Raw genomic sequence first — 19,266 nt, 5'->3', positions numbered from 1 at the left:
TTGAGGCGTTACCGACGGTGGACGGGTAGCGCACCGGCCACGCCTGGGCAGGACGTTGTCAGCTGGCCGCCGTCGGCAGCGCCTCATCTTCAAGGGCCTTGTCATCGACACCGGAACCGACTCCGGCCACCCGGCCAGCGCTCGCGTCCACGCCGGGTCGGCCGCAGCGAGCCGGATCAATCCGCTGGACCTCCGAGAGCCGTACCTGTCAGGCTCCGCCTCGTGCCGATCCTCGATGTCCTGACCGAAGTGGCGAAGACGGGCCGACTGGGCCCGGTGTTCGTCGGTGCGCGCCTGGACGATGTGGCCGCAGTCGCCGGTGAGCCGTTGGAGATCGGGTCGATGGACCGGCTCGGAACATGGCCGCGCCTCCTGGCTTACGGAGATCTCGAGCTGAGCGTCTGCCGCTGCTCCAGGATCAACATCATCTGCATACAGACCTGGCGCGATGACATCGACCTCCCCTCATCGATCGTTGGGGGGACCGGCATGTTCCCTGCCGCCATCAGCTATGCGGATGTGGTGTCCGCCCTGGACAGCGGCGGCTGCCCCTGGCAGCCCAACCCCTCACTGACCTTCGACAGTCAGCGCACCCTCACGGCGACGCCGTCTGCCATGGACTTCGCCTTCGAGCTCCTGCCGGACGGTGAGTTCGTGCTGAACGTCGTGAGCCTTCCGGGCGACGGGCACGACTGCTCCGACCTGAACCCGAAGCAAGGCCGCCGGTCCGAGGGGCGTCAGGCCCCGTGAACACCTCCTACTTCGGCGATCACCGGTTGCTGCTCTAACCCTGGATATTCAGCAGTTGGGCTGATCTGGCGCAGGGTTAGCAAAAGGTGCCCGTGACCTGCGAGGATGCGATTGCGACGTCGTATCCGGCACAGAACCAGGGGCACCTTTCTGGTGGCAGAGCGTACAGGGTGGGACCGGCGGCTGTCCGTGACCGCTGACGGGAAGGGCCTGATCGGGCACGCGGGAGCGGTGCTGCTTCGGGCGTGCGCGGACCGGCTGGGCCTGACCGCAGGGCTGGGCCGGGTGCTGCCGGACGGCGTCGGCACCTGGCGGGACCGCGCCGAGGTGGTGGTGGGCCTGGCCGCGGCGATCACCCTCGGGGCGACGAACCTGTCCGAGGCCGAACAGCTCCAGCGCCACCAGGCGGCGCTGTTCGGGACCGCTGCCTCGGACTCCACCACCCGCCGAACCCTGCTCGCCCTGGACACCCCGGCCCTCGCGCGCATCGCCCGGGTCCGAGCACGGGTCCGCCGCCACGTCTGGGGACTGCTGCACCTGCGTCCGGGCGGCTTCCCCTGGCTGACCGTGGCGGGCAAGCGGCTGACCGGCTGGATCGTCATCGACCTGGACGCCCCCGTCATCACCGCCGCGTCCAAGAAGCAGGGCACGGCGGCCACGTTCAAGAAGACCTGGGGCTTCCACCCGCTCGCGGCCTGGTGCGCGAACACCCAGGAATCCCTGGCCATGCTGCTGCGACCCGGCAACGCGGGCGCGAACACCGTCGCCGACCACATCACCGTGCTGACCGACGCGCTCAAACAGGTCCCCGGCTCCAGCCAGGCCAAGGTCCTCGTCCGCGTCGACGGCGCCGGGGCCACCCACGACCTGCTGGGGCACCTCGAAGCCCTGAACACCGCCCGCCGGACCGTGCGCTACACGGTCGGCTGGAAGCTGACCGACGCCGACGAGCAGGCGATCGCGCTCCTTCCCGAGGCCGCGTGGGAGGACTCCCTCACGCAGGACGGCGACATCCAGGACGGCTACCACTGCGCGGAGTTGACCGGTCTGAACACGCGCGAGGGCTGGCCGGAGGGCATGCGGCTGATCGTGCGCCGGGTCCGCCCCTCCGGGCGACAACTCGCGAAGCTCACCGCGTTCGAGCAGCGCACGGGCTGGCGCTACTCGGTCACCGCCACGAACATCCGCCACATGTGGGGCATCGCCGGCTCCCACCAGGCCCAGTGGCTCGACGCGCTGGCCCGTTCCCACGCCACCGTCGAGGACCGGGTCCGCACGGAGAAGGCGATGGGCCTGCGCAACCTGCCCAGCAAGAACTGGACCGTGAACCAGGGCTGGATGCTGACGGCGAACCTCGCGCACGACCTGGACTGCTGGGTCCGCCTGCTGGCCCTGCATGATCAGCCCGGGCTGGAGTGCGCCGAGCCGGACACCATGCGCTACCGGCTCTACCACCTGCCCGCCCGCCTCGCCGCCCACGCCCGGCGCCACTGGCTGCGAATCGACCGGACCTGGCCCTGGGCCGACGCGTTCGTCCTGGCCTGGCAGCGGCTCACGCACCTTCCGGCCGTCACCTGACGGCCGGCCCCCGACCCCGACGATCAGAAGGGAACCGCAGGTCCGGGCCCGTGGAACCCGGCGTCCCCGCAGCGACACGCGACGGCCCGCCCCGAACGACGAGGGGACATTACGGGCACCCGGTCGAGCCGATCAGCGTCCGCTCGCCGCTGACGAATCGAGGCTAAGCCAGCCGGCCCTTCCCTATCCGGATATCACCCTTGTCACCTCGCACTGCCGCCCTGTGAGCGGCGAGTTCCCCAGCGGGGCGAGGAGGCACAATCACCCCCACAAGCAGGTCCGCGTCCGCATCGGGCACGTTTCGACCGTCGCGGCGACCGCATACGCCTCCCGGTAGAAGGCGTGCTGCGGCACCCGCAGCGCCCCGGCCTACAACCTCAACTACACCCGGCGTGGCGACATCGCCCAGGTCCGTCAGGCCGTCGCCGCCTTCCACGACTGGCTCGCTGGCAACCGCGACTGGTGGCAGAGCGACAAGGGTGACCGCATCCGGGAGCGGATCCTCGCCGGCCTGCCCTCCCTCCGCGGCCTCGACCTCGTCTGCTACTGCCCCGCCACCGCCGAGCACTGCCACGCCGACGTCCTGATCGAGTGGGCCAACTCCCCCGAGGACCAGCTCACCGCCCGCATCCAGCGGGTCCGCGACCGTGTGAACCACCACCGCGCCTGGCGCGGCGAGCAGCCCCTCGCCGCATGACCCGCCACCCCGAGGAGGCGCTGCTCGACGAGCACCAGCTCGCCGAGCAGCGCCGCACCACCCTCCAGGCGACCGTCCGCTGCCGCGCCTGCCACCGCCCCCTGCACGACGCCGAGTCCCGCACGCTCCGCCTCGGCCCCGAGTGCCGCGATCGCCGCGCCGCCCGCGTCCCCATCCACCACGTCGACCAGGACCCGCTCTTCGACGCGTGACCGGCCGGCCCCTACGTGGTGCCCGCCGCCTTGTGGGCCTCGCGGCGCGCCTTGCGGGACTCCCGCATCCGGCGCCGCTCCTCCGGCTGCACGTACAGCACGTGCACGGCCTCCGTGATGAGCTCGGCGACGTCCGCGACCTCCTCGGCGGAGAACTCCAGTCCGTCGTGCACGCTCCAGTTCCCCAGCAGCCGCGCCTCGTGCAGGTCGGCGACAATGTCGGCGGACACCCCGCAGTTGGCCAGATCGTTGATTCGCTCGAAGAGCTTCGGGCCCGAGGCTCCGCGGTCGTCGCAGATGCGCTCCACGGCGCCGCGGTACATGGCAGCGGCGGCCCGGTAGGCGTCGGCCTGCTCGCACCGACTCCCCTCGAGGAAGAGACCGCGGACCTCTTCGGGGACGGTCTCAGCCATTTCCCGAGGCTGGGGAGCCGGGTGGACGCGTCTACGGCTCGTCTCGAAGACCGTGGGTGGCTCGCCCTGTCTCTTAGTGAGGACGCGGGACTTACCCACCAGGAAGACCGAGGTGTGCTTGCAGTGGAGGCAGGTGTAGACATCTTCCTCGACCCAGCGCCGCCTCATGATCGGCGGATTCTTTGAGGCTGGGCTCCACAGGAGGGGCCACACCTGCCGGCGGTCCTCCAGCTCGAAGCCGGAGTGGTGGTTGCAGTTCGGGCACAGCCCCCGGGCCTTGGCCCCGTTGTCCATCAGTTCCACGGACCAGGGATACACCGTCCCCACGCGGCAGTTCTACCGGTTTCGCGTGCCGGTCCCGGCGGGTGCGCCCGCCAGCGGCGTGCCCGCACGGGTCACAGGCCCAGGCCGAATAGGGCGTTGTCGTCGGAGAACTCCCCGGCGAGCTGGATGTAGCCCTCCAGGACCGGCGAGCCCGGCCGGTGGCCGCTGATCTCGGCGATGGCCTTGCGGTCCTTCCCCGAGCGGGCCGCGGTGGTGACCAGGCCGGAGCGCGCGGAGTGGCCGGTGAACCGGACCGGCACCCCGGCCCGGGCGCCGGCGCGCGTGATGATGGCGGCGCAGCTCGGCGCGGCCAGGGCGCCGAGGATCGACCCGGAGCGGTGGATCTGCCGGAACGCCGGCTCCTCCGGGTCCAGCAGGCGGCCCATCTCCCGGGCGGTGTCCCGCCATACCTGCCAGGCGCGCACCGGGCAGGTGGCCGGGTTCAGCCCGTACGGGACCGGCACCACCCGCGGGTGGGTCTTGGAGACCCGCACGTCCACCCGCAGCCCCTCCTCGACCTCCTCCATGGCGCGCACGGTCAGCCCGGCCAGCTCGTGGGAGCGCGCCGCGATGGAGAACGCGACGAGGACCGCGGCCTTCTCCTGCCGGCCGCGCGGGGTGTCCGGGCACGCCTCGACGATCCGGCGCAGCGGCTCCACCCGCAGCGCGGGGGCCTTCCCGCGGCCGCGCGGCTTCTCCTTGCGCTCGGCGGCCTCGCGCCGGTAGTCGCCTAGCAGCTCCCGGGCGGCCTGGGTGGCGGCCGGGTCCACGACCACCCGGTACTGCGGGCCGCGCAGGGTGACGACGATCCCCGCTAGGTTCCGGTCGACAGTGGCGTAGGCGCGGCCCTCCACCTCCCACCGCCACTTCACGAACGCCCGCAGCGTGCCGCGGGTCGCCGCGGTCACCGGGATGCCCATCCCCGCGCAGAACCGCTCCCAGCAGCGCCAGTCCCCGGCGTAGGAGCGCTGGGTGTTCTTCGGCCGCCGGGCCGCGGCCTCCATGTCCGAGGCGTCGTCGAGGACGGCCAGGCGCGCGCGCAGCTCCTCGTCGAACTCCTCCGGGCGCGGCGGCCGCGCCGGCAGGAGCTCGGCCGCCGTGACGGGTACCAGGTCGGCGTCCATCGGCTCAGCGCCCGTCCCCCGCGAGGCCCGCGTTCAGCCGCTCCAGGGTCCAGCGGGCCTGGCCGACGCTGTTGTGCGGGCCCTTGGGCGGGTCCATGAGGTCGCGCACCTGGGCGATGAGGAACCCGAGGCTGTGGTGGGGGTCGTCGAGGTACAGCAGGACCTCGCTGTCCTGGTGCTGGGGGATGGCGCGGGGCAGGTGGCTGATGCCGGCCTCGGCCAGCGCGGCGGCGATGACGGCGGCGACGTGCGGGCCCATGCGGTCAGCACGGACGGCGTTGCGCAGGTGGAGGACGCTCATCACCGTGGCGCCGTGGAACTCGGTCCGGAGGCGGGTGCGCAGGCCGACGAAGAAGGTGGCGGAGGGAACGGGCAAGGGGTCTCCTCGGCGGTCGGACGGCCGGTCAGGGGCCGTTTCTGGGTCGCGATATGTGAGCATATCGCGACCCAGCACTAACGGAGAGGGAACGTCTGGCACTCGCATTTCTCCGGTTCGCCTCTCCGCCGCTGAGCACCCCCTCTTGGCGAGCGGTACATCCTCTCCTGCGCATCTTGCGCCGCTATCTTCTCGGCCTCACGAGTGGCGACGTTGCGTACCGCCATGTTGACCCCGGCCACGAAGCGCCCCAGCCCAGCGCGCATTGAGTCGATCATGTGGTCTGCGGGCCTCCGGGCCACAGGACCATGGAGATCCTCGTGAGGACCTTTCTGTACATGGTCACGACGTCCATGTGCTGCAGACCTGTGCGGAGCTTGAGCAGGGCTTCGAACTTGTTGTCATCAAGGAACTCCTTAGCCACGCTTACATCGGCGCCACCGCCACCGCCACCGCCACCGCCTCCGTCTACGCCACGACCGACTCCGTCTCCGGCGCCAAGCCATCGACACCCTCAGCATCGCTCTCCGCACCCGACAGGCGAGATGACCTACCCCGACGACTGTAAAGAATCGCCACCTCATACAGAATTTATCCGCTGGCATGGCCGTCAAATACTGTCGTCAAACGTGGCTGATGCCCCACCGGATCCATTTCCGGCGGGGCATCAGTTCATAAATTTCCGGCACAGAAATCAGACCTGAAGTCTATTTGGCCGGGATATTTAGAAATCTCCTTAGGGCGTGAATTAGAGCTACCATTCTTGCGTCAGTTAGCCCTTGGCATCCGCATCCGCGCAAGCAATCTGAAGGGCTTGCTTGCGGTAGGCGGGAAGCCAGTACCGGCCACGCAAGATTTTCACCCTCTCCAACCTCTCGCGCCAGCCACTCCTGGAAACCCCGGAGCATCTCCCATTCTGTGGCTGCGTCAAATCCAGTAATGAACGCCGCCGCCTGCTCGAACGTCCTCAGCCCGTAGGCGCCAGGGCGACGTAGCATGTCAGCGAAACGATCGCGCGGGTCCATGGCGCTCACTCCTGCGGCGTGAACATGAGGTCATCCCCATATTCAAAGTGGCTTCGATATTCGTCTATCGCTTCACCATATCTATTCGTAGTCGCATCAAATACCCGCCCGTCCTTTACGAGAACGTCGTGATACTGCCACTGGCTATCAACTCCACGGAACTTGCCCAGCCACGGCGCGCCGTACTTATCGGTAATTCTGGTCACAGTCCCGCCAATTCGGGCTTGTATTTGCTTCGCAACTTCAGTGCATCCACCAGTCCCGCAAACCTGCTCTGCCTTCTTTGGGGCCCAACTCTCACCCAGATCGCAAACCGCATCGGAATTGTGAACCAGGATCGGTGTATACCCAGCCAGTACATAGTATGTGTGGAGGTCGGCGACAGTGAGGTTGTACATGTCTTGGTTGCCGGGCCGGGGGGCTACAGCGATGACGGTGACATGCCGATCGGTAGCAGTCTCGAGTGCGTGACCGGCCTTGAGATGGCCGGCCGGGACCCAGGTGTGGAGGGTCTCGTCCCAGAAGGGGTGCTTGGACGTTGTGTGCAGGATTGCGATGCTGTCGTCCGCTGTGCGTATGCGGAGATCGACCAAGTCGTAATCATGGTGAATGTGGGTTGCGGTGACTGGGCGCGGGCCGCGGTGGCGGCCGCTGCTAGGGCTTGCCGCCTCAACCTTGTCGCCCACCTTGATCTTTGCAATGGGTTTGCTGTGCCCGTTCTTCAGCAGCACGAGCGTGTCGGGCGAGAAGCTGCATGGTCCGCCGCGACCACGGCCAGAGCGGGCCGAGAGCTCCTCCACCGCGCCCCTTGCCAGCGAGCCAGCCCCCATGGAGAGTGCCATGGGAAAGAACTCAGCGAGTTGCTGCTGAGCTTCGTACGATCCCTTGGAGCTTCCGCAGTCGCTGGTCAGGCAGTAGGTGGCGGCAATGTACTTTGCTCCAACGACATCTCCAGTTTCTCTGAGATACCGCCCGGCTTCGGCACATGCAGATCGCCCGAAGCAAAGTTGCTGCACCCCGTCTTTGTCCCCGACTACGGCGCCGTTCCAGAAGTCTCCGCTGCCCTGCCTAGGGCCGGCTATCCAAAGATCGAACCAGAACTGAAGCTGGCGGACATCAGTGGTGTGTGGTGTGTGATCGGCAATCCAGTCGTCGAGTTGATCACTGACGGGATGGCTTGATCCCTTGTTGTTGCCCGGATTCTTTACGGGCTTCTTGGGGCGAGGGTTGTTGACGCCAACTTGAGGGCCGCCGTTGCATTCATCTGGGGACATGCATCCCATCAGTCCGGAAGGATCGCTGCTGTTGACGGGGTTGTTCCCGGCGTAAGCGTATCCGTTCCACTGCTGGGGGTTATCGAAAGCCTGCAGAGGGTCGGGGTTGAGGAAGCGGCCGAGGGCGGGGTTGTATTCGCGGGCGCCGAGGTTGGTGAGGCCGGTGGTGGTGTCCTGGGTGCCGTTGACGAAGCCGTGGTCGCCGGGCCATCCGGTGGGGTTGGTGCCGCGGGGCTCGCCGAAGGGGGTGGTGAGGCGGCGGGTGAGGGTGAGGGCGGTGGCGTTGATGTTGTCTGTGGCGGTGCCATGGGGGTCGGCGGCTTGGTAGTTGAGTGTGGTGGTCGTGTTGCCGGTGGTGGCGGTGCGGACTGCGGTGGGTGCTCCGGGCAGGGTGTAGTAGCGGGTGGCGCCGGTGATGGTGCGGGCGGCGTTGACGGTGTACTGGTCGGCGCCGAGGTAGACGGTGGTGGTGCCGTCGGTGGTGCGGGTGAGCTGGTTGCCTTCGGCGTCGTAGGTGTAGCTGGAGGCGTGGACGCCGGTGGGGATCCAGTGCTGTTCAGCATTGGCGCTGCAGGTGTAGAGGTTGGGCTTGGTGCCGTCGGTGGTGACGCCGCCGGGCAGGGAGAGGCACTTGCCGGAGGCGGGGTTGTACAGGCTGCGGTCGCCGCGGGACTGCCAGACCTCGGCCGGGCTGCCGTCGCAGTCGGCGATCTGCAGCTGGGAGTTGTTGGCGGTGCCGGTGGCCTTGGCGCACTTGCCCAGGACCTTGAGGGTGTTGTTCTTGACGGTCCAGTTCTGCTGGGTGGTGCTGTTGCAGGCGAGGATCTGGATGATGGTGCCGTTGGTGGTGCTGGCGCCGGGGTCGTCCAGGCAGACAGAGGCCTTGCCGGTCAGGTGACCGGCGGCGCCGGTGGCCTGGGTGTCAGTGGTGGGCTTGCCTGTGGTGTCCCAGGCCAGGTTGGTGGCCGCCCCGCCGCTGCCGGTGATGGCAGTGGGCTGGCCGTTGTTGTCGTAGGCGTAGGTGTCGGCGGGACCGCTGCCGGTGCGGGTGGTCTGGACCGCGTGGGGTGAGGAGCCGGCCGTACCGGAAGGGTTGTAGGTCTCGGTGGTGGTGGCGTCGGCAACCGTGTTGCCCTTGGTGTCGTGGACGGTCTTAGTGAGCCGGTTGCCGGTGGCGTCGTAGGTGAAGGACTGCCAGTAAGGCGCCGGGCCGCCGATGCGGCTGGCGGCGGTGGCCGAGGTGGGAGCGGCGGGGTTGGTGCAGCCGCCCATGCCGTTGATGGTGGGGGAGGCGGCGGTGGTGATGCCGCCGGTGTCGGTCCAGGCGTGGGCGAGACGGCCGAGGTAGTCGTAGGTGTAGCACTGGGTGTCGGTACCCGCTGCCGTGGTGGCACCGTCCTGGATGGTGGAGGCTGCGGTAATCAGGCCTGCCGCGTTGTAGGTGTAGCGGGTGTGCTCGACCGCTGCCGCGGCGTTCTCCTTGTCGAGGAAGGAGTCGAGCAGGCGGCCGGTGGCGCTCTCCCAGTTGTAGGTCTGGACCACCTGGTTCGGCATCACGCCCATGGTGGCGCGCAGGGTCTGGCCAAGGTGGGTGTAGTCGGTCCAGGCGACGTACTTGTTAGCGCCGCCGGAGGTGACGGGAAGGCCGTTGTCGTTGTAGCCGTAAGAGACGGTCTCGGCTGGCAGGCCGCCTTCGGCGGGGTAATCGGTGGAGTCTAGGCGCTCGGTGACCGGGGTGTAGTAGTTGGCCACCGTGTAGGTGATCTTGCCGGTGGTATTGCTGGAGTTGAGCGTCGTGGTGGTGCTGAGCGGCTTGTAGCCGGTGCTGTAGCTCGTGACCTCGCTGGTGGAGGTGGGGACGGCGGTGGCCAGGTCGGCGCTGGTGCCGTTGTAGCGGGCGGACTTCGAGGGCTGGCCGAGGACCTGCACGGTGGAGCTGCCCGCGGTCAGGGCTTTGTCGTACTCCCACGCGGCGAGCAGGTTGCCGGCCGCGGAGTTCTGTCGTTCCTCGGTCTTGCGGCCCAGTTCGTCGTAGCCGAACCACAGGGTGGTGCCGTTGGCATTGGTGGTGGTGATGAGCTGGCCGGCGTCGTCGTAGGCGGAGGTGCTTGCACCGGCGTCGGGATCGGTGGTGGATACCGGCTTGCCGAGCTGGTTGTAGGCAGTGGTCCAAGTGTTGGACTTCTTGCCGTCGGCGTGCCGGCCGACAGTGTCGCTTTCGCTGACCAGACGGCCGAGCGCGTCATAGCGGTAACTGGTCTTGTCGACGGCGGTGCTGTCGGCGTCAGTGATCGTGCCGGGCAGGGTGGAGCCGTGCCACTGCCACAGTTCGCTCTTCTGGCCGCGCCCGTCGCTCAGCGTGGTCGCGGGGTAGCCGCCGGCGGGCGGCGTGGTGTCGACTGCGTCCGTGCCCCGGTAGGCGGTGTTGGCCTGCCACTGCTTGGTTCCCAGTGAGTACTGGGCCACTGTGATGGGGCGGCCCTGCCCGTCGTACGTGGTGACCGTCTGGTTGGGAACCTGTCCATCGACGGCGTCGAAGACGATGCCCGTCGGGGCCGAGTCCCCGTTGTAGTAGCCGGCGGAGGATTTGGCCGTGCGGCCGGCGGTGTCGTAGAAGGTGTCGGTGATGACACGGCTGCCTGTTGAGGCGTCCGGCGTAGTGGCCTGCTCCTGCCTGAGCCGCAGCATCACGTCGTAGATCTTGTAGTCGACGGCGTAGGTCTTGTTCTCCCGGAGCGTCTCGCTCTTGATCGTGACCGGTCCATTGCCGGGGACGGTGTAGGAGAAGCGTGCGCTGGGCGTGGCGGTGTTACTGGCCTGGGGCTGCAGGGGGCCCCAGGCGGCGGTCAGGCGGCCCAGGCCGTCATAGGTGGAGCTGGTGGCACGGCCGTTGGGGTCGGTGGTGGACAGGGACAGCGCCCGGGCCGGGTCCACCTTGGAGGTGGTGTTCCAGGTCTTGGGGTTGCTGGTGGTCAGACTGGTGGGCAGCCAGTCGGTCAGGGGGCTGGGGGTGGTGGTGGTGGTGCGGTTCAACGGGTCGGTGACGCTCTTGACCCGGCCGTAGAGGTCGTAAGTCGTCGTCGTGGCCTGGGTCCACACCGCGTTTCCGCTGGTGTCGTACTGCTTGACCACCTGGCTGGCAGTGGGGTCGCCGGTGCTGCTGGCGGGAATTGCGCCGAGTGTGCTGCTGCCGTAGTACGTGTGCGTAAGTGCGAGTACGGTGCTCGAACTCGGGGTTGTGTCACATCCACCGGCGAGAGTAAGGATCTCGTATGGCCGGTCGATCATGTAGCGGTCGGCGTTGGCGCTTTCGGCGGTCAGCTCGGCGTACTTGGTCAGGACGCACTTCTCCGGTGTGCCGCTACCAGCCTTCGGAGTGCCGCTGCTGTCGACCTCGCCCTTGTCATCGACAGCAGTTATCTGGCCGGTGTCTGGGTCATGGGTTGTATCGGTTTGGGTGATGCGCCAGGTGTCGTCATGGAGCAGAGCGCGGATGCGCTGACTACTGATGCCGCTGAGGCGGGCAGTCTGGTCGGGGAGTGGGTCCGCGGCGCCGTCCGGGGCCTTGTGACCGCTCAGGTCGAGGGTGGCGGTGGGGGCCGACAGCCACGGAGTGGCGACCTGCTGAGACTGGATGGTGCCGCCGGAGCCGCTGTAGATGGTGGTCTGCAGGGCTGCGCCAGCCAGAGCTGGGTCGTCGGTGATGTCCTCGCCGAAGGCGTCCTTCACCGTCCGGGCGGGGCGGCTGCCGTCGGCCTTGAGGTCGCCGGACATGCCCTGCAGATAGAGGGCCTCGGTCTGGGTGACCGGGTCGGGGACGTGGCCGGTGCGGGTGATGATCTTGCTGAAGCCGCGGAACTGGTCCCAGGTCCGGTTCTTCTTCAGCGTGAGCGGATCGTCGTTGTGGTGCCAGGCAGGCTTGCCCTGGCTGTAGTCGTAGGTGGTGTACTTCGGCGCCGCGCCGTGGGTGTAGGAGTCGGACTCGTCGACCTCAAGGACGGGGTACTTGTAGAACCAGTCGAGGATGGGGTCGCTGTAGCCGGGCGGCGTCCACTTGACCGGATAGCACAGCTGGTCGTCGGCGTCTTCGGCGGGCAGGGCGGTGCGCGAGCAGGAGGCGTCGTCCTTGTAGGTGACGGTGATCTGCTCGCCGGTCTCAGTGGTGAGCGAGCCCAGGCGGATGCGGTTGAGCGGCGGGATGTTCTGGGGCTGCTCGAGACCGTCGACGCGGTTGGGCTTGGGCTCGGTGCCGCCGAAGGTGATCGGGGGAAGGGTGACGGCGCTGCCGCCGGCGCCGGTGTCGTTGCCGGTATGGACGATGGAGTTCAGCCACAGGGCGGGCTTGGTGCCGTCGCCGGGGTCGGGGAAGGACTGCGTGAGGGTGTAGGTGTCTACCGCCCGGTATGCGCTGGTGCCGGCGTCGTAGACCTCGGTGGCGATCTTCGTGAGGCGCTTGGCCGACCAGAAGGACGGAGCGTAGTTGGTGCAGGCGCCGGTGGAGGCGCAGTTCTGGTCGTAGGGGACGTCGGGCCAGTGGCTGGCGTTGGTGGTGCTGATCGCGGTGGTCTCGCAGTTGAAGGCGTTGGTGCCGGTGGTCGACAGGCAGCGCTGCGAGGTGGTGAAGGTGACGCGGGCGGCGGGGGTGTTGGTGGCGTAGTCGCCGGTGCGCTGCCCGTAGGTGATCTTCGCCAGGGTGCCGCCGCGGACGTACTGCTTCAGGTCGTGGGTGGGGCCGGCGGCGTAGTAATTGGTCTCGGGGGCGTAGGTGTACGCAGTGGTGTTGCCATGGGGGTCGACGACGAAGTCGAGATTCCAGCGCCAGCCCATGTTCTTGGCGCAGAGCGAGGTGTCGAAGGTCGCACCGTGGCAGGGCTCACCTGAGTCGTTCCCGTAGACCGGGACACCCCAGGCCGACTGGGTGGCGGTGTCGCTTCCGTCGCCGCCGGGGAGGTGGTTGGCGCCGAAGTAGTATCGGGTGCCGTCGGGGTCGGACAGGCGCCAGTACTCGCCGTCCTGCAGACCGTTGGCCGCACCGGAGACCAGGTCGATGCGCGAGCCGTCATCGTGGGCTAGACGCCAGGATGTCCCGTCCGCATTCGCCGGGATCAGGGTGCCGGAGTGGCTACCCATGGAAACGGTGGCGTTCGTCCCTGCCCAGCATTGGTCGTAGTCGTCCTTCTGCCCGTCGTCGTCGCACGACCGGTAGGAGCGTTCGATGAACCCGGGACTGTAGTCCCAGCCGTCACCGATCCAGGACGCCTGGGCCGAGGTCGCCGAAGTGCGGCCGTCCACCGAGGACGAGTCGTAGGACAGCGTCACCGCTGGCGCTTCACCGCCCAGGCCCGGTGGCACCGTGACGGGGTAGGACCAGGTGAAGGCTCCTGTGTTGCCTACCGACCACTGGGATGAAGGCGCAAGCGAGGTCGCGGCGTAGGTGCCCTCCCCGCCGCCGGGTGTGGCAGTAGCGGCCAGCACCAGCGTGTTCGAGGAAGCGATCACATCCTGGGCCGCTGGCGGCGGGGTGGGCGTAGGGGATGCGGGCAGGTCGAGGTCCGCCACCAGGTGGCGGTGGGCGAGGTCATTGGCGGATGCTGGTATCGGGCTCTGAGTGCGGCACGCGGGCTTGGCAGGGGTGGTCAGCACACAGGGAGGGAGCTGGACCAGGCGCAGGCGTGAGGACCAGTTGCCGCCGAAGGCGTCCTGAATGCTGCTGTAGTCCACCTCGATCGAGGCCTGGGTACGAGCTGCCGTATCCACGGGGGCAACCGTGACCAGGAGGCCGCGCACTCCGGCCTTCTCCGCCGTGGCGCGACTCACAGTGCTGACGCGCAGTGCAGCAGGTGCCTTGGCCGCCGCATCGATCCGGGAGCGTGTCTTTGCGAGCTTGCCCGGCAAGTGGCCGTCTACCAGGACGCCGGCGGCGGCGACTCGTACGGGGAGAGTGCCGGCCTTCACGGTTCGGCTGGGGGGCGTTGCTGTCGTTGTTGTGGCGGACGCCGCTGGTTTCGCCAGTGTCTTACCGGATAGGGGAACCATCACGGTCCCGGCAGCTGGCCATGTGACGGCAGACGGGTGGTACGCCTTCAGCGAGGCCCATTTGACCTGGGGCGAAGCAGTTGTGGGCGCATCGGTGCCGGATACGGAGGCCTGGTCGGGCAGAGGGCGAGGTGACCACAGGTCACTAGGTCGAGGGGTCTCTGCCAGAGCCGGAGCGGCGGCGATCAAAGAGCCGATCAGGGCGCTGGAGAGCGCCCCCGCCAACAGCCTGCCGCTTCCAGTTCGTCGTCGATGAAGACGTACCACAGTCCCCCGCCTCTTGATCGCTTACGTGCTAACCGCTGCACGGTAGCGTCATGGCCAGGTCAAGAGAGTCAAGAAATTCCCAAAACTTAGTAATGCGTGTTTCTTAATTCGTGCATTTTGGTGCGTTCCTAAACTTATGCGGCATGTGGAATTCAGGCGTGCCCCCCCGGACAAAGCGGCAAGCCGAGCTATGTGCCGCGAGACCGCATTGCAAAGCCCCAGGTGGCGTCGTTACGGTTCCCCGACGGCCGAAGCCCTTTCACGCCCGGCCGCATCCATGACCAAGGGGGGAAGTACCACCTGTGAAGAAGCAACGCTTCTCGACGAGGCGGCGAATTCTGGGCATCGCCGTGGCGACAGGGATCGCCTTGTCACCCATTTCGGCCGCTCCGGCCCATGCCGAAGCTGTACCGGCCGTGGCGCCGACTGCGCTGGAACAGGCATCGGCCCAGGCCAGAAACAGCGGGACGCCGGTTCCCGTGGACGAGGCCACCACCGAGGACACCCTGGTGACGGCCCAGCCCGACGGTAGTTTCACCGCCACCATCAGCAACCAACCCGAGCGCCTGCAGCGCGACAACACCTGGGTTCCCTTGGACCCCGCACTCCACGCCAACGCCGACGGCACCTACTCCCCGGCCGCCTCCAGCCATCCGCTCACGCTCTCCGGCGGCGGCACCGGCCCCCTGGCAACGATGGAAAACGACGGCAGGAAGCTGTCGCTCTCCTGGTCCACCGGCCTGCCCCGTCCGCAGGTCAACGGCAACAGCGCCCTCTACCCCGCGGTCCTGCCCGACGTGGACCTGAAGGTGACGGCAAGCGACCAAGGGGCCATCTCCGAAGTCCTCATCGTCCGCAGCGCCCAGGCCGCCGCCAACCCCGCCCTGCACCAGCTCGTCCTCGGTACGGACACCAGCAGCGGACTGACCATCTCCGCCGACACTGCCGGCAACCTCACCGCCGCTGACACCGGCGGCGCAGCCGTCTTCCACGCCACCGCACCCTTGATGTGGGACTCCACCACCGGCAGCACCACGGCTTCCGCGGCTCCATCCCCCTCCGTCTCCACCGCCTCCAAGGCGTCCTTCACCGTCCAGACCGCTGCCGCCAGCAGCAGCGGCGACGAGGCTGCTGCCCCCGCCCCCGGCGCACAGATCGCCCCCGTAGGCACCTCGATCACCGCCGACGGAGACATCGCACTCACCCCTGACGCCGACCTGCTCATTGGCACCGACACCCGCTACCCGGTCTACATCGACCCGGCATGGGTCCCGGTGACCAAGAACAGCACCGGCTACACCTTCGCCCAGCAGGCATACCCCAGCACCAACCACTACAACGACACCAGCAGCGGCGCCCTCGACCCCGGCGTCGGCCACCAGGGCTACTCCTCACCCACCGGCGACGAACGCACCTGGTACCAGTTCACCAACCTCGGCAGCATCGGCACCCTCCACGTCAACTCGGCCTACCTCAACACCCAAGCCACCTACGCGGCCGACTGGGGCTGCACCAAGTACGACGTCCGAGTGGACACCACCGACGCCATCGGCACCGGCACCACCTGGAACAGCCAGCCCGCCGTCTGGGCCTACATGGCTACCCAGCCTGTCACCGGCACCTACAACAGCGGCTGCGCCGGCGCCGCCAACATCGCCTTCAACGTGACGTCCGCCGTCGCCTCCGACGGCAACGGCACAGTCACCTTCCGCCTGCTCGGGGACGAGTCCACCAACGCGGCCTTCAAGCGCTTCGACAAGAAGGCCACCCTCACGATCGACTACAACACCCCGCCTAACACCCCCACCAAGCTCATCGCCTATCCCTACCCGCGCAGTGCTCCCGACGGCACCGTCAACCAGGGCTGCAACACCAGCGGTTCCTACGGCTGGATCGGCAAGGTCACCGGGTCCCTGTGGCTGAACGCCGACGTCTCCGACCCGGACAAGAAGTCCGACGGCACCTCTTACCAAAAGGTTCTCGCCCAGTTCCACCTGTGGGACTCCGGGGCCAAGGACAGCGACCCCGACGTCTCCCTCCTCGACTACACCGATGCCGCAGCCTCAGGCAACATCGTCCCCGGCACCGGGGGCACCAGCCAGATCTCTCTGGCCAACACCACTCTCAAAGACGGCCATCGCTACGGCTGGACGGCCCGCGCCTGGGACGGCATCGACGTCTCGCCGGGCGCCGACAGCTGCCACTTCGACGTTGACCAGACCGCTCCTACCATCAGCACCGCCGCGGTGACCGACCCCATTCCGACCGCTGGCCACGATGTGACCATCAACGTCACCGGCGCCGATCCCGCGCCCCCCGGCGGCGGCCGCACCAGCGGCATCGACCATTTCCTGTGGACCGCGGGCGACGTCCACGACCTCGACGGTGACGGGGGCATTCACGTCACCGCCACCAGCAACGCAGCCAAAATCACCTATACCGCCACCACGTGGGGCTCCACCGTCCTCCACATCGCCGCCATCGACAAGGCCGGCAACCAGAGCCAGTCCACCGACCTGAGCTTCTACGTCCCCGACGACCTGAACGCCGCCGTCAATGCGGGCGACATCGACGGCGACCAGCGCCCTGACCTGCTCGCCACCAACACCAACGGCAACCTCGACCTGTTCCCCACCTACACCGAGTCCCACACCCCGGCCGTAGCAGCCCCCCAGGCCGACAGCCCCGACGGCACCAACTGGGCAAAATCCCTCATCGCCCATCGGCTGAGCAGCACCGGCACACGATTCGACGACCTCTGGGCCCTCACTCCTGGCAAGCCCTCGCTGTACATCTACCGCAACAACCTCAACATTCCAGGCGAAGTCCAAACCAACGGCGGCTACTACTACACCGCCTCTCATCGGACCGAAGTACCCCGCAAAACCTGCGGTACCGGGACCGCCTGCAGCACCTTCGCAGCCGACTGGTCGCACGTCACCCAGCTCATCGCCCCGGGCGACATCAACCAGGACGGCAATCCGGACCTGCTCACCGTCGAGGACAACAACCTCTGGTACTTCCCCGGCCGCGCCGACGGCACCAGTTTCAACTCCGCCCAGCAGATCAGCGGCTCCTGGGGCAGCTGGCGCGTCATGGCCCCCGGCGACTTCTCCGCCGACGGCACCCCGGACGTGTGGGCCTGGAACACCAGCAGCGGCGACATCGACCTGTTCGCCCTCCACATCACCAACGGCACCATCACCCGCGACGCCGGCACCCTGGTCGGCACCCTCCCGCCGTCCACCACCAAACTCGTCACCAGCCCGGGTGACACCAACGGCGACGGACTCGGCGACCTCTACGCCACCACCACCGACGGCGACCTCGACGCCTGGCACGGCACCGCAACCCCCGGCCCCAGCGGCTACCGCTTCGGCAGAGCTGCCATAGTCACCACGGGAGGATGGCAGAACTTCACCACCATGAACTGACCTCTCGTAGGAGAGCCAGGCCCACCGCAGGGCGGGCCTGGCTCTCCTCGTCGCCTCGAACCGTGAGTAGGCAGCTCAAAGGATCTCTTCTCGTTCCTGACATCGACCGGCATGGGGTCGTATCGCACCGGATCGGCCGGTTGGAGCTGGTGTGGTACCAGCATCGCGTTGGGAGACTCCGAATGCCCGTCCCTACGCAGCTCTGCAGTGGGGTCGGCTGTCCAGCCTTACCCTGTCACCAGGCGGTGACCTGCAGGACGTACACCCGCTGGTGCCGCGGCACCACGAGGTGCAGGAACATGCCGCCGTCCACGAACGCCGTCTGCACGCCCTCGCCGGACCCCTGGTAGGAGGAGCCGTCCAGGTACAGGGCGGCGGCGGCCCTGACGATCTCGTCCGCCCGCTCCTCCACCCGGGCGACGAACGCCGGACCCGGCGGGTGGCCCCCACCGATCACGTGCTCCTCGTCCGGCTCGTACTCCCAGGCCCAGTCACTCACCCGCGACCGCCCGCCGCGCGGCCTCCTGCAGGCTCCGGATGTCGGCCACCGCCCGGCTCCAGGCAGGGTCGCCGCGGTCGAGGCGCTGAACGGCCTGCTCGGCCGCGTGCAGACGGGCGGCCGCGCCGGGGAAACGCGCGATCTCCACCACGACGGCCCAGGCCTCCAGGAACTGGGTGATCGGGTCCAGGCGACCGGTGCGGGCCGCGAGCGCGATCACTTCGTCCTTCTGCCGCTCCATCTCCGCCAGCCGGTGCGGCGCGACCCGGGCCAGGGCGACGCGCAGCGCGGCGGGCGTGCGCTCCGGCCGGCCGATGAGGGGCTCGTCGTGTCCGTGGTGCTCGGGCTGCGCGCTCATGATGGCGGAGCGCTCCTTTCCTCGTTGCTGACCGCTGCCACGCTACGCCAGCCCCCGCGACGGTGGGGGTGGGACCGGGCGGACGGCACCCGGAGGAGCCGAGCGGAGGACGGCTGATGCCCTCACGGGGGAGGCCGCCCCGTCCGTGCCCGCCGGCCGGGGGCAGGCACCGTGCAGACTCCGGCCCCCTCCTCCCATTCCTTCGACAGGGCACGGACCGCCCTGGCATGCTGCGCGCATGACCTGTGGAAACGAGTCCCACCCCGCCCGGTGAGCGCCCAGGATGAGCGCGACGCGCCCACCCTCCCGCCCGCACCCGCCCTGTACGACCACGCGCGGCAGCTGCTGCGCGGATCCCCCGACGGGCTCCCGCCCCGGCGCGGCTACGTCCTCCCCGAGCAGTCCGACACGGGCGGTGCCCCGCTGTCGTGGGAGGCGGCGCAGGCCGCCGTCCGCGAGGCGCTGGACCCGCTGCCGGACGACTCCGCCGCCCTCCACCGTCGCTTGGCCCGGCTCGGCGTCCAGGACCGCCACACGCACCTGGTTCGCGTCGCCGTCGCCGAACTCCCGCTCCCGCCCGGGCAGCAGGACGCGGCCCGCTTTCTGGCCCGGCAGCTCACCCGGACCGGCACCGCCGCACCCGCCGGCCTCGCCCTGCTCGCCCGCCTCGGTGAGAGCGAGGACGTGCCGTACCTCTCCGTCCTCGGCCTGCTCCAGCGGCTCACCCGCCCGGCCGTCGAGGCCCTCGACGCCCTCGACCGCCGGGCGGCCGCCGTCACCTGGCTCACCGTCTACGCCAGCCGCGAGGAACTGCGGTTCCTGGTCCGCGCTCTGCGGACCGGGACCGGCAGGCCGTCCGCGCGTAGCCGGCCGCACTCCCCGCCTCGCCGCGGCTCGTC

The 19,266-nt window shown here is 68.5% G+C and carries 12 protein-coding genes; 5 read left to right on the top strand and 7 right to left on the bottom strand.

From position 1 onward, the window contains the following. The first annotated feature begins 222 nt into the window (after positions 1 to 222). From LO771_RS27885 to LO771_RS27875, 4 genes are all read left to right on the top strand, one after another. A complete protein-coding gene (locus LO771_RS27885) occupies positions 223 to 750 on the top strand; it encodes a hypothetical protein (RefSeq protein WP_230747588.1) in 528 nt (175 codons plus the stop codon). A gap of 105 nt (positions 751 to 855) precedes the next feature. Next, positions 856 to 2,328: an IS1380 family transposase gene (locus LO771_RS27880; RefSeq protein WP_304944876.1), complete on the top strand. Its 1,473-nt coding sequence runs from the start codon at positions 856 to 858 to the stop codon at positions 2,326 to 2,328. A 400-nt stretch (positions 2,329 to 2,728) separates the two neighbouring features. Next, positions 2,729 to 3,025, top strand: a complete 297-nt coding sequence (locus LO771_RS31765; protein WP_374228266.1) for a DUF4326 domain-containing protein — start codon at positions 2,729 to 2,731, stop codon at positions 3,023 to 3,025. Further along, positions 3,022 to 3,237, top strand: a complete 216-nt coding sequence (locus tag LO771_RS27875; protein WP_230747584.1) for a DUF6011 domain-containing protein — start codon at positions 3,022 to 3,024, stop codon at positions 3,235 to 3,237. Before LO771_RS31765 ends, LO771_RS27875 begins: the two co-directional genes overlap by 4 nt. Before the next feature lie 11 nt (positions 3,238 to 3,248). On the opposite strand, the gene LO771_RS27870 is transcribed toward LO771_RS27875, so the two are convergent. The 5 genes from LO771_RS27870 to LO771_RS31185 form a co-directional block, all read right to left on the bottom strand. Continuing rightward, complete coding sequence (locus LO771_RS27870; RefSeq protein WP_230747608.1) at positions 3,249 to 3,944, bottom strand: DUF4145 domain-containing protein; 696 nt, start codon at positions 3,942 to 3,944, stop codon at positions 3,249 to 3,251. A 101-nt stretch (positions 3,945 to 4,045) separates the two neighbouring features. Continuing rightward, a complete protein-coding gene (locus LO771_RS27865) occupies positions 4,046 to 5,098 on the bottom strand; it encodes a tyrosine-type recombinase/integrase (RefSeq protein ID WP_230747581.1) in 1,053 nt (350 codons plus the stop codon). Positions 5,099 to 5,102: 4 nt separating this feature from the next. Beyond that, entirely contained in the window at positions 5,103 to 5,474 is a 372-nt protein-coding gene (locus LO771_RS27860; protein WP_230747580.1) for a hypothetical protein, read from the bottom strand. Positions 5,475 to 5,748: 274 nt separating this feature from the next. Further along, complete coding sequence (locus tag LO771_RS27855) at positions 5,749 to 5,898, bottom strand: hypothetical protein (RefSeq protein ID WP_230747579.1); 150 nt, start codon at positions 5,896 to 5,898, stop codon at positions 5,749 to 5,751. Positions 5,899 to 6,504: 606 nt separating this feature from the next. Then, complete coding sequence (locus LO771_RS31185; protein ID WP_304944875.1) at positions 6,505 to 13,668, bottom strand: ricin-type beta-trefoil lectin domain protein; 7,164 nt, start codon at positions 13,666 to 13,668, stop codon at positions 6,505 to 6,507. A gap of 887 nt (positions 13,669 to 14,555) precedes the next feature. Here LO771_RS31185 and LO771_RS31525 point away from each other — a divergent pair. Then, the gene (locus LO771_RS31525) at positions 14,556 to 17,510 is read left to right on the top strand and encodes an FG-GAP-like repeat-containing protein (protein ID WP_230747577.1); all 2,955 of its coding nucleotides are present in this window, start codon (positions 14,556 to 14,558) and stop codon (positions 17,508 to 17,510) included. Positions 17,511 to 17,745: 235 nt separating this feature from the next. On the opposite strand, the gene LO771_RS27840 is transcribed toward LO771_RS31525, so the two are convergent. Beyond that, the gene (locus LO771_RS27840) at positions 17,746 to 18,009 is read right to left on the bottom strand and encodes a hypothetical protein (RefSeq protein ID WP_230747575.1); all 264 of its coding nucleotides are present in this window, start codon (positions 18,007 to 18,009) and stop codon (positions 17,746 to 17,748) included. Then, on the bottom strand, positions 18,002 to 18,367 hold the full coding sequence (locus LO771_RS27835; protein ID WP_230747572.1) for a DUF6247 family protein: 366 nt from the start codon (positions 18,365 to 18,367) through the stop codon (positions 18,002 to 18,004). Before LO771_RS27835 ends, LO771_RS27840 begins: the two co-directional genes overlap by 8 nt. Between the last annotated feature and the right edge of the window lie 899 nt (positions 18,368 to 19,266).

The sequence above is a fragment of the Streptacidiphilus sp. ASG 303 genome (genome assembly GCF_020991365.1).
Classification (GTDB): Bacteria; Actinomycetota; Actinomycetes; order Streptomycetales; family Streptomycetaceae; genus Peterkaempfera.
The sequence above is the reverse complement of the archived record's forward strand: the minus strand, read 5'-3'. Positions and strand labels throughout refer to the sequence as shown.